This is a genomic window from Methylomonas rosea, assembly GCF_024505055.1.
Lineage (GTDB): Bacteria > Pseudomonadota > Gammaproteobacteria > Methylococcales > Methylomonadaceae > Methylomonas > Methylomonas rosea.
This window is the reverse complement of sequence record NZ_JANIBL010000066.1, coordinates 1-12259: the sequence shown is the minus strand read 5'-3', so window position 1 is coordinate 12259 and position 12259 is coordinate 1. Positions and strand designations below refer to the sequence as shown.

Annotated in this window: 11 protein-coding genes; 8 read left to right on the top strand and 3 right to left on the bottom strand. The window is 50.8% G+C overall.

Annotated elements, in window-relative coordinates; all coding sequences use genetic code 11:
* Positions 1-65 precede the first annotated feature (65 nt).
* Complete coding sequence (locus tag NP589_RS17830; RefSeq protein WP_256608181.1) at positions 66-581, top strand: adenine phosphoribosyltransferase; 516 nt, start codon at positions 66-68, stop codon at positions 579-581.
* Between the two features lie 41 nt (positions 582-622).
* On the opposite strand, the gene NP589_RS17825 is transcribed toward NP589_RS17830, so the two are convergent.
* The 3 genes from NP589_RS17825 to hpnH are packed head-to-tail and all read right to left on the bottom strand — an operon-like array spanning position 623 to position 3419.
* A complete protein-coding gene (locus tag NP589_RS17825) occupies positions 623-1642 on the bottom strand; it encodes an MlaA family lipoprotein (protein ID WP_256608180.1) in 1020 nt (339 codons plus the stop codon).
* A 21-nt stretch (positions 1643-1663) separates the two neighbouring features.
* Positions 1664-2269, bottom strand: coding sequence for an ABC transporter substrate-binding protein (locus NP589_RS17820; protein ID WP_256608179.1), 606 nt, complete (start codon positions 2267-2269; stop codon positions 1664-1666).
* A 46-nt stretch (positions 2270-2315) separates the two neighbouring features.
* Positions 2316-3419, bottom strand: a complete 1104-nt coding sequence (gene hpnH / locus NP589_RS17815; protein ID WP_064010507.1) for an adenosyl-hopene transferase HpnH — start codon at positions 3417-3419, stop codon at positions 2316-2318.
* A 439-nt stretch (positions 3420-3858) separates the two neighbouring features.
* Between hpnH and NP589_RS17810 the strand changes: the two genes are divergently transcribed.
* From NP589_RS17810 to dxs, 7 genes are all read left to right on the top strand, one after another.
* Positions 3859-4950 (top strand): phytoene/squalene synthase family protein, encoded by a 1092-nt coding sequence (locus tag NP589_RS17810; RefSeq protein WP_256608178.1) that lies wholly within the window; start codon positions 3859-3861, stop codon positions 4948-4950.
* A 9-nt stretch (positions 4951-4959) separates the two neighbouring features.
* Entirely contained in the window at positions 4960-6915 is a 1956-nt protein-coding gene (gene shc, locus NP589_RS17805; protein ID WP_256608177.1) for a squalene--hopene cyclase, read from the top strand.
* Positions 6912-7616 carry a phosphorylase family protein gene (locus tag NP589_RS17800; protein WP_256608176.1) on the top strand — a complete coding sequence of 235 codons (705 nt, stop codon included), beginning with the start codon at positions 6912-6914 and terminating at the stop codon, positions 7614-7616. Before shc ends, NP589_RS17800 begins: the two co-directional genes overlap by 4 nt.
* An 83-nt stretch (positions 7617-7699) precedes the next feature.
* Entirely contained in the window at positions 7700-9085 is a 1386-nt protein-coding gene (locus NP589_RS17795; RefSeq protein ID WP_256608175.1) for an aspartate aminotransferase family protein, read from the top strand.
* Positions 9086-9095: 10 nt separating this feature from the next.
* Complete coding sequence (locus NP589_RS17790) at positions 9096-9455, top strand: copper resistance CopC family protein (RefSeq protein WP_256608174.1); 360 nt, start codon at positions 9096-9098, stop codon at positions 9453-9455.
* Positions 9456-9460: 5 nt separating this feature from the next.
* On the top strand, positions 9461-11092 hold the full coding sequence (locus NP589_RS17785; protein ID WP_256608173.1) for a CopD family protein: 1632 nt from the start codon (positions 9461-9463) through the stop codon (positions 11090-11092).
* 2 nt (positions 11093-11094) lie between these two features.
* Positions 11095-12259: 1-deoxy-D-xylulose-5-phosphate synthase (gene dxs / locus NP589_RS17780; RefSeq protein WP_256608172.1), on the top strand; the 1165-nt coding region annotated here is incomplete at its 3' end.

Genomic DNA, 12259 nt, shown 5'->3' with positions numbered 1-12259 from the left:
TCTCGATGCCAAGGGTATTTTGGCGAAAATTCAGGCGGTTTGTGCGTAAACCTGGAGAATAGATAATGGATAGATTAAGAAACAAGATTCGCGACATTCCGGATTTCCCAAAACCCGGCATCATCTTCAAAGATATAACGCCGCTGGTCAAAGACCCGGCGACATTGCGCCTGACAGTGCATCAATTGCTGCATCCGTTTTTAGGCCGCGACATTACCGCAGTGGCCGGCATGGAGGCGCGCGGCTTTATATTTGGATCGTTAGTCGCTTGGGAACTGGGCATTCCATTTATCCCACTCAGAAAGCCCGGCAAACTGCCTTACGATGTGCAAAGCGTATCTTACGATCTGGAATACGGTTCGGCGGAACTGGAAGTGCATATAGACGCAGTGGACAGCAACGACAAGGTGTTGTTAATCGACGACTTGCTGGCCACCGGCGGCACCGCAAAAGCTAGTTGCGAGCTGATCGAAAAGTTAGGCGCAACAGTCGTAGCCTGTGCTTTTGTGGTAGAACTGGATTTCCTGCAAGGACGGGAGAGACTGGGGAACTACGAGGTGCATTCCTTGCTGCATTACTAAGAGATACTACAGAGACGCTCCCTGCGTCTCTTCACACAAAATTAACGGCGTTTATACTGTCTTTTTTTTTTACTAATCTGGTCCATTTTGTCCGAGGCCTTTTCAAATTCCAAGGCAGCATTATCGAACGATTTGGACATAGTATCGAACGCAGCGCTATTCGGCTTTGCACTACCAGGATTTACCTCAATAGAATTTTGTACATGGCCGGGTAGTTTTTTCGCGGAATCGGCTTTTGGCTTTTGCGTAGCGTTAGTTTCTTTAGGTTGTGCCGATGAAATTTCGCCGACATCGACGTCCGCGTCTATGTCAAGATCGTAGTCAGTCGAATTACTCTTGCCGTCATTGATCAAATTCTTGCGATATTGTAAAAATGACTCACGGGTAAAAACGTAAGGATCCAACGCCGCTTCGTCGATAAAATTCAAAGCGCCTTCGGCATTCGCCCTATCGTTAATCCCTTCAACAATGCCGGTACCCGGTACGTAAGTCCCAGGATTGGCGGCTTTATCAACCACAATTGCCGCCCCATCACGGACAGTCGTCGGGCCCAAAACCGGCAACACCAAGTACGGGCCTTGATCTACACCCCAGACTGCAAGCGTTTGCCCAAAATCCTCGACATTGCTTTGCAATCCCAGGTCGCTGGCTACGTCAAATAAGCCGAGCAAACCAACCGTGGAATTGGTCAAGAAACGCCCCGTATCTGAAGCACCTTGCTCAAATTTACCTTGCAGGACATCGTTCAAGACAACATTGATACCTTTAAGATTAGTAAAAAAGTTGCTAACGCCAGTTTGCATGAAGTTGGGAGTTACAGTTTTATAACCGTTAGCAATCGGCTTCAGCAAATGCTTATCCAGCCCCATGTTAAACCCGTACATGGAGCGATTGAAACCTTCGTAAGGATCTGCTGCGTCTGTCTTAGCTTTAGACGCTCTGTTGGCGTCAACCGGATGCTTATCCGTGCTAGCACACCCGGTTACCGATAATGCGCTGGAAAATAACATAACCCAGAACAGGGATGTCTGGCTGTTGCCTTGATAACGGGGGCTATACATTACTGACGATTCCTAACAAACTTATTGTTTTGCGTAACTTTCAATTTTCTCAGTGATTTTAACAATCAAGGCGTCAAAGCCATCACGGCTTAATACGCTAGTATAATCCGATCTTTTCAATGCCAAATCACTGACACCATCGGCTATTATATTGATAATTTGCCAGCCATCGTCTTTTTTCTTCATCATATAATCGAACTTGACATCCTTTTCGCCGGGAATATGCAAGTTAGTGTGAATCACAACACCTCCCCTACCGGTTTCCTCTTCGGAGGCAAAGGTGAACGATTCGCCCGAATAGTCTTTAAAGTTATGAGCATACGCTGACACACTGAGCTTGCTGAATACGCTTTCCAGCTTGTTCTGCTGCTCGGTAGTCAGCTCCTCCCACTGTTTGCCGACCACGATTCTGGCGATTTTAGGCAGATCGTGACTCTTCTTTACCGCCACATCCAGCCTGTCGTAGCGCCCTTGAAAGCCAAGCTCTTTGCCCGCCTTCATGACGCTCAACAGCTGATTTTGAAACTCATCGACGACCTGACGAGCAGAAATCTCTTCAGCGCTAGCCAAGGGAGACAGGCAGACAAGCATTAGCAAACTGAGACCGAAATACAATTTTTTAAACATAGTCGTTATAAAAACCTGTTAATGAGGATTACTTCCTGAGTTCGCCTTAAGACTCTACTTTTACCGGAATCTCGGAAATTGCCGATTTCTTGAAAGAAGCAATAAACTCCGGCTGCTTTTCGGCAACCATGTCACCGGAGGTTTTGGGACCGCGCACTGCCGCCCACAAAGCTTTCAATGGATGCGCCAAGGTATCCTCGACCGCTGTTGCCTCATAGCCGCAATGCGCCATGCAATTAGCACACTTAGGATTTTTCACCGTGCCGTATTTGTCCCAAGGCGTATCATCCAGCAACTCTTGAAAAGAATTGGCATTACCTTCATCTGCCAATAAATAGCAAGGTTTTTGCCAGCCAAACACGTTGCGCGTTGGATTACCCCATGGCGTACAGTCGTAATTCTGATTGCCGGCCAAATAATCCAAATACAGCGAAGAATGGTTCAATTTCCATTTACGGGTCTTGCCGATTTTGAAAATACCGCGGAACAGGTTTTTAACGTCAAGACCTTTAATAAACACATCTTGCTTAGGCGCTCGCTCGTAGCTAAATCCAGGCGCGATAGTGATTCCTTCTACGCCCAACTCCATCGCATAATCCAGAAATTCCGCCACTTCGTCCGGTGTTTCGCCTTGAAACAAGGTGCAGTTAACAGTAACCCTGAAACCTTTACCCAACGCCAATTTGATAGCTTCAACGGCGATGTCGAAAACGCCTTCCTGGCAAACTGAAGCATCATGTCGATCTTTTAAACCATCGAGATGCACGGAAAACGTCAGATAAGGCGATGGCGTGTAATCGTTAATTCGCTTTCTTAACAGCAAGGCGTTGGTGCACAGATAAACAAATTTCTTTCTGGCCACGATGCCGGCCACAATCTGCGGCATTTCCTTATGAATCAAAGGCTCGCCGCCTGGAATGGAAACCATGGGCGCGCCGCACTCATCGACCGCAGCCAAACATTCCTCAACCGATAGACGCTTATCCAGAATATCATCGGGATAATCGATTTTACCGCAGCCCGCGCAAGCTAAATTGCATCTGAACAGGGGCTCCAGCATCAAAACCAAGGGATACTTTTTTACACCTTTGATTTTTTGCTTGATCAGATAACTACCTACAGCCAATTGCTGACGTAAAGGAACACTCACAGCATTATTCTCCAAAAACTATCACGACATCCAGCGACCACGACTGTTACAAAAAAACAACAGCCGAAAACCGATAACCATCCTAGAAGTGACACCTGCTGCGGCCTATTTAGACCGCCAATGAGGCTCAAGGCGCACAATTAGATGTGGTCAGAATACCACTTTCCAACAACATACTCCAGATAAAATACGCAAAAAACAACAAGAACATGTGCGCATTTCCTGAAAGCTACACAAAGCCGCCTAACAACCACAAGAGAGCCCAGCAGCTAAAAAGCCATAATTATTTTTCTAAAACAACAACAAAGACTATACGCAACAGCTTATATATTGCTTTTGGCAGCAGTTTTTCGGCAAATTTGCCATAAAGCAACATCACTTTGCAAAACACCAACAAACAGTCTATCATTTGGACTACTAATAGTTAGCCTTGATACAGATGAACGGATCTCAAAACTTAATCAACAATCCGGAGTTGCTCAGACAACTACCCGACGCCGAACTGCAAGCTACCCTGCTTGAAGGCGTGTCGCGCACGTTTGCGCTAACTATTCCGCAACTACCTGGCGAGTTGTATCCGGCTGTGGCGAATGCGTATTTGTTATGCCGCATTGTTGACACCATAGAAGACGAAATATCCCTTAGCCCCGAACAAAAAAAATATTTCTGCAGCGCTTTTATAGACATAGTCAACACCGGCAATAACGCAGACGTATTCAGCGCCGAACTGGCCCCGTTACTGTCAGAACAAACCATTCCGGCCGAACACAGCCTGATTCACTTGGTACCGCGCGTCATCGCGATAACCCGCTCGCTGGACGCTCCGCAAATCGAAGCACTGGCTTGTTGCGTGGAAACCATGGCTAACGGCATGCCGGTTTATCAAGCCCTGGATTTACATGCAGGTTTGAAAACCATGAAAGACATGGACGACTACTGCTATTACGTCGCCGGCTGTGTCGGCGAGATGCTGGCCAAGTTGTTCTGCCATTATTCGCCGGAAATTGCCGCGCATCGCGAGGAGCTTCTAAGACTCTCAGTCTCGTTCGGCCAAGGCCTGCAAATGACCAATATCCTGAAAGACATTTGGGACGACGCCAAACGCGGCGTGTGCTGGTTACCGCAAGACATTTTCACCGAAACCGGCTTCAATCTGGCCGAACTGACACCGGCCACCGACGACGAGCGTTTCCGCCTCGGCCTGAGCCACCTGGTGGCTATCGCTCATGGTCACTTGCAGAACGCATTAACTTACACCCAACTCCTGCCCTGCCACGAAACCGGCATCCGCAATTTTTGCCTTTGGGCATTGGGCATGGCCGTGCTGACCTTGAAGAAAATCAAGGCAAACCTTAATTTCAACGAATCCAATCAGGTCAAAATCAGCCGCAACAGCGTCAAAGCCACTATTGTCGCCACCAAGCTGACGGTTCGCAGCAATATGCTGCTATCCCTGTTGTTTAACCTGACCAGCCGTAATTTGAAATCGCCGGATTGGCACTATTCACCTATATCGCACACTGGACAATAAGGAATCACTATGTTTACTGAAGCCCATATAGATACCAGCAGCCAAGACATCAGCAATACCAATACCGGCAAAACCGGCCTTGGCTTACTGAATGCCGCCATCGAACGCGCCCAAGCCAAATTACTCAGTTTGCAAAGCCCGGAAGGTTATTGGGTATTTGAACTGGAAGCCGACTGCACCATCCCGTCCGAATACATCATGATGATGCACTACCTGGACGACATCGACGAAGAATTGCAGCGCAAAATCGCCGTTTACTTGCGTAGCCGCCAAGCCGAAGACGGCAGCTATCCGCTTTTTACCGGCGGCCCCGGCGATATCAGCGGCAGTGTCAAAACGTATTACGCTTTGAAAATGGCAGGCGACTCGATAGACGCGCCACATATGGTTAAATTGCGCGACTGGATACTCAGCCAAGGCGGCGCCGCGCGAGCCAACGTCTTCACTCGTATCGCGCTGGCGATATTCGAACAATTGCCGTGGCGCGGCGTACCCTATATTCCGGTGGAAATTATGCTGCTGCCCAGCTGGTTTCCGTTTCATCTGGACAAAGTGTCCTATTGGTCGCGCACCGTGATGGTACCTCTGTTCATCATGTGCACCTTAAAGGCCAAAGCCAAAAATCCGCATAAGGTCAACGTTTTGGAATTGTTTGTCGTTCATCCGGACGAGGAAAAACATTACTTTCCGGAACGGACTCTGTTGAATAAATTCTTCCTGGGCCTGGACAAATTAGGCCGCGTTACCGAGCCGCTGATTCCGCAACGCATGCGCCAACACGCCATTCAAAAAGCCGTTGATTGGTTTACCGAACGGCTAAATGGCGAAGATGGTTTAGGCGGCATTTTCCCAGCCATGGTTAACGCCTATCAATCGATGTTACTGCTGGGCTTCCCGGCCGATCATCCCAATGTCGTAATAGCCCGCCAGTCCATCGACAAGCTTCTGGTAATCAAAGACGACTATGCCTATTGCCAACCTTGCCTATCGCCGGTTTGGGATACGGCACTTGCGGCGCTGGCATTGCAAGAATCCGATAAGGCAGCAAACGCCCCCAGCCTTACTAAAGCTTACGATTGGCTAAAAAGCGTGCAATTGTCCGACGAACCGGGCGACTGGCGCGTCCGCCGTCCCAATCTGGCTGGTGGTGGCTGGGCGTTTCAATTCGCCAATCCGCATTATCCCGATGTAGACGATACTGCGGTAGTGGGCTTTGCCATGGCCGATTCCAATTTGCCCGAATTAGACGAGTCTATCCACAGAGCCACTCGCTGGATCGTCGGCATGCAATCGCAGAACGGCGGCTACGGTGCCTTCGATGTCGATAACACCTATTATTATTTGAACGAAATTCCGTTCGCCGACCACGGTGCCCTGCTCGACCCCCCCACTGTCGACGTCAGCGCACGCTGTGCAATGTTGATGGCCCGAGTCGCGAAAGATCACGACGAATATTTACCGGCGCTGAAACGCACCATCGAATATATCCGTGGCGATCAAGAAGCCGACGGCTCTTGGTTCGGCCGCTGGGGAACCAATTACATTTACGGCACTTGGTCCGCCTTGCTGGGCCTGGAGCAAACCAACGTACCGAAAACCGACCCGATGTACACCAAAGCGGCGGCATGGCTGAAAAGTGTGCAACGCGAAGATGGCGGCTGGGGTGAAGACAACCTGAGCTATCACGACGATAAGAAATTCCGCGGCCGCTACCATTTCAGCACCGCATTCCAAACCGCTTGGGCCGTGCTGGGTTTGATCGCCGCCGGCGAAGTCCACAGCCAGGAAGTCAAAGCGGGCATAGACTTCCTGCTGCGCAGCCAACAAGCGGACGGCGTTTGGAACGACCCCTGCTTTACCGCACCAGGCTTTCCAAAGGTGTTTTATTTGAAATATCACGGCTATGACAAGTTCTTCCCCTTGTGGGCTTTGGCTAGATACCGTAACGAATTAGCCAAACAGTGACCATAGGCATTCTTGTTGCACTACCGGAAGAGCTCTCCACCCTGACCCGCCTGAAGCTGGTACAGGGTGATTGCGTCAGTATCGCCGACAACATTCTCCTGGCATTTGCCGGTGCCGGACCTGTCAACGCGGAACGGGCCACGCATCTGTTAATCGCCAAAGGCGCCAAAAAACTGATCAGCTGGGGATGCGCGGCAGCCTTATCACCGCAATTAAAACCGGGTGATCTGATGTTGGCCGAGCAACTGCTATCGGAGCAACAGCAAGTGTTCGATACCGACCCCCGCTGGCGCAAACGCTTACATGAGTTGCTGGATACGCAATTTCCGATTTCCAATGGCAAGCTGGCGGAAAGCAGTCATATCGTCAGCAACAGCAGTGATAAGCAGAATATATACCGGCAAACCGGTGCGATTGCCTTGGACATGGAAAGCTGCGCCATGGCCAAAATTGCCGAGCAATCGAACTTACCTTGTTTGGCAATTCGTACGATTGCCGATCCGGTAAGCATGAGCTTACCCCAAGCAGTTACCCAGGCCTTGAATGGTCAGGGCCAGGTAGAAACCAGCAAACTCTTGCGTTTTTTGGTAACCCACCCATGGGAAGCGCCCAGCCTAATCAAGCTGGGCTTACATTTTCATGCCGCACAAAAAACCTTGAAAATCATTGCCAAACAACTAAACGAAATCATCGTTTTTTAGCAGAAAACCATGAATTATTGATGGGTCAAGCCGCGGGAACATGGCGTAATCCGGAAATAAACCAAGCACTTACGAGGTATTACATGTCTTTTAGCATTGCCGATCTTTTTACTCAGCATTTCGACGAGAAATTCGACTTGCATGAGCATCATCTGAATAACCAGATGGTGCGAGTCTTACGTACTATCGGTTACGACAGAAACTATAAAAAAGCGATCGGCCAATATCTTTACGACGAAGACGGTAACGAGTACCTGGACTTACTGAGTGGTTTCGGCGTGTTTGCGATGGGACGTAACCATCCGACCATTATCAAAGCCCTGCAAGAAACCCTGACGCTGGAATTACCCAGTCTGGTACAGATGGATGTGTCCTTGCTCAGCGGACTGCTGGCCAAGGAAATTCTGGCCACCTGCCCGGACAATCTGGAAAAAATGTTTTTCTGCAATTCCGGCACAGAAGCAGTCGAAGCAGCGATCAAATTCGCCCGCTACACCACCAAACGTTCGCGTATCGTGCATTGCGATCATGGCTACCACGGATTGACCATGGGTTCGTTATCGCTGACCGGCGAACACATCTTCCGAGAAGGCTTCGGCCCGCTGCTGCCGGAATGCACCTCTGTGCCGTTCAACGACCTGGTAGCGCTCGAACAAGCCTTGAGCAGCAAAGATGTAGCGGCTTTCATCGTCGAGCCCATCCAAGGCAAAGGCGTCAATATTCCGGACGACAACTATCTGCCGGAAGTCGAGCGCTTGTGCAAAAAATACGGCACCTTGTTCGTTGCCGACGAAATTCAAACCGGCATCGGTCGCACCGGCAAGTTCTGGGCAATCGAGCACTGGGGCGTTAAACCCGACATGATTCTGATGGCCAAAGCCTTATCCGGCGGCTTCATTCCCGTCGGCGGCGTCGCGATGACCACCCACATCATGGACACCGTGTTCAACCGCATGGATAGAGCCGTCGTCCACGGTTCGACCTTTTCGAAAAACAATATGGCCATGGCCGCTGGCCTGTCTGCCTTGCATGTGGTTCATGAGGAAAAACTGGTCGAAAACAGTGCCAAGGTCGGCGAAGACATCATTGCTACCATCAACGCAATGGCGCCGAAATACGAATTCCTGAAAGAAGCGCGCGGCAAAGGCTCGATGATAGCCATCGAATTCCATGCCCCGAAAAGCTTGGGATTAAAGGCCGCCTGGGCCATGCTGGAAGCAGCCAACAAAGGCTTGTTCTGCCAAATGATCCTGATCCCGCTATTTAAGGAACACCGGGTACTGGCACAAGTGGCCGGCCACGGCATGAACGTGGTCAAGTTTTTACCCCCTCTGACGCTGACCCAAAAAGACCGCGACTGGATTGTTAACTCCGTGGAGAAAACCATCGCCGATACCCACAACGTCACCGGTTCGATCTGGACGCTGGGTAAAAACCTGGCCGGCCATGCTCTGAAAAACAAAAAATAAGGTGCCATACATGAATTTTTTCAAACTTGCTTTGTTCGCATTGGCACTGATCGCCAGTAACACCGCTTTCGGCCACGCGGTCGTCACGCATAATTCTTTAAAACTCAACCCGGTGCCGGTCAACTTGGCCAGCCAAGTGGAGCTTTCATTCAATTCCAAAGTGGAATTGGATTTATCAGAAGTATTCCTGGTCAGTGCCGGCGACAAAATGCAAACCATTACTGCCACGCCAGGCGAAAAACCCGGGCAAGTATTGCTGCATCTGCCTGCCCTGGAGCCTGGAGAATATGCGATCAAATTAAAAATATTTGCAGCTGACGGTCATCTCAGCGAAGACCTGCTGCGTTTTTTCGTTAAACAGGCTAAGTGATCCTCATGGAAGGCATTGCAAATTATTTAGACTCACTGATAGGCGGCGTCGATCTCACCTTTTATTCCATCACTATCGGTGGCTTGCTATGGGGACTGTTCGTGCTGCGTCCCTGGCATGAAGAGGCGCTCTATAACTCCGCCTTGTTGACCAAAACCGTCAACCTGATTCATTTCGGCAGCAAGGCGCTGATCATCACCCAATTGTCGAAAATCGGCCTGAAAATTTGGTTGATGGCAGCAACCTTGGGCAAATCGCCGTTTCCGGCATTTTTCCAAACTGTGCAGTTCCAAGCGGGTTTGGCGCGAGCCACTTGCGCATTTATCCTGGCCCTGTTCATCAGACAAACGCTAAAAAGCAACCCCCGATCCAAACAATTCTGGGTACTATCGACAGCGATTATCGTGCCGCTGGTCATCTCCGCGGCCTGGCTGGTACATGGCGCCAGTCGTTTAGAAGATCGTGGTCTGTTGATGACACTGACCGTCACTCATCAAATGGCCGCCGCCACTTGGGTGGGCGGTATTTTTCAAATCCTAGCCTTGTGGAGTCTGAAAAAACGCAATTTGATCGCTGTCGAAGTTTGGCCCCTATTGTTAAAACGTTTCTCGGCAGTGGGCATCAGCGCTGTCGTGGTTTTACTAGCTACCGGCACACCGCTGGCGTGGTATTACATCCGTACCTTCCAAGGCTTCATCGGAGCGGGTTACGGCAATCTGTTACTGGTAAAAATTATCATGCTGGGTCTGGCGCTAGGCTTTGCCTGGTTGAACCGCCAGGCCGTCAATGCCTACTTCACCAGCCGCAGCCTTTACGCCCTTACCGCGCGTGTGCCTTATTACATCGAAGCGGAAACCCTGATTCTGCTGACCATCCTGTTCACCGCCGCCAGCTTGGCTTCCCAGCCGCCCGCAGTCGATATTCCGCATCTGACCGCCAGCTTCGAAGAAGTGTTGAACATGTTCCATCCGCGCATACCGCGCTGGGAGTCGCCGACCCATGAAGCCTTGATCGCCGGTGAAGCCGGACGGGTAGCGATTGTCGGTCAGATTCCGTCGGAAGCCGCCACCGCCTGGTCGGACTACAACCACAACATTTCCGGCATTTTCCTGACGACAATGAGCTTTTTTGCGATGTTGTCGTTCTCCAGCCGCTTCCATCTCTGGGCACGCTTCTGGCCGGTCGGTTTTATGGCATTGGGTGTATTTCTATTTTTCCGTAGCGACGCGGAAAGCTGGCCACTGGGTCCTATCGGTTTCTGGGAAAGCACCTTTAACAACGGCGAAATTTTGCAGCATCGCATCGCCACCTTGCTGGTATTTGTGCTGGGCTTGATCGAAGTCAGGGCTCGGCTAAACAACAACAGCGGTTTCATGCCCTACATGTTTCCATTGCTGGCCGCGTTCGGCGGCATGATGCTGCTGGCGCATTCGCACGTCGGTTTTGAGGCGAAATCTGCCTTCTTGATTCAAGTGGGCCACACCATGATGGGCGTGTTTTCGCTGATCCTGGCTTGCGGCCGCTGGCTGGAACTTAAGCTGGATTCGCCCGGCAAAAACGTTGCCGGATTTATTTCAGTATTCGCCTTATTCCAGATAGGCGTCATCCTGATGTTCTATCGTGAACCCCTGTACTGATTATGAAACAGACTAACGAATTTCCGCTGTTACAAACCATCCAGAGCCCCACCGACATACGCGCGCTGAAACCGGAGCAACTGAAGCCTCTGGCTGATGAGTTGCGTAGCTTTTTGACCCATACGGTCAGCATTTCCGGCGGCCATTTCTCGGCCGGCCTGGGCACGGTGGAGCTGACGGTGGCGCTGCATTATGTATTCGATACGCCATCGGATCAGTTGGTCTGGGATGTAGGGCATCAGGCCTACCCGCATAAGATTCTGACGGGGCGGAAAGACCGGATGCCAACGATTCGCACCTTCGGCGGCGTGTCGGCGTTTCCGTGCCGTTCGGAGAGTGAGTACGATGCGTTTGGGGTCGGTCATTCGTCAACGTCGATCAGTGCCGCCCTGGGCATGGCGATTGCCTCGCAGTTGCGCGGGGAAGACAAGAAGATGGTGGCCATCATCGGCGACGGTTCGATTACCGGCGGGATGGCCTACGAGGCGATGAATCATGCCGGCGACGTGAATGCCAATCTGTTGGTGATTCTGAACGATAACGATATGTCGATTTCGCCGCCGGTCGGGGCGATGAATAATTATCTGACTAAGGTGTTGTCGAGCAAGTTTTATTCTTCGGTACGCGAAGAGAGTAAGAAGGCCTTGGCCAGTATGCCGTCGGTCTGGGAATTAGCGCGCAAGACCGAAGAGCATGTGAAGGGCATGATTGTGCCGGGTACCTTGTTCGAGGAGTTGGGCTTTAATTATTTCGGACCGATTGACGGCCACGATGTGGAGATGTTGGTGTCCACGCTGGAGAAGTTGAAGGATTTGACCGGTCCAGTGTTTTTACATGTGGTCACCAAGAAAGGCAAAGGCTATGCGCCGGCCGAAAAGGATCCTTTGGCCTATCATGGCGTGCCGGCCTTCGATCCAAGCAAGGATTATTTGCCTAAAGCCGCGCCTTCGCCGCATCCGACCTATACGGAAGTGTTCGGCACCTGGTTGTGCGATATGGCCAAACAGGATGAGCGTCTGTTAGGGATTACCCCGGCGATGCGGGAAGGTTCGGGCTTGGTGGCGTTTTCCCAGCAGTTTCCGAAACGTTATTTCGATGTAGCGATTGCCGAGCAGCATGCGGTGACCTTAGCCGCTGGCCAAGCTTGCCAAGGGGCGAAGCCGGTGG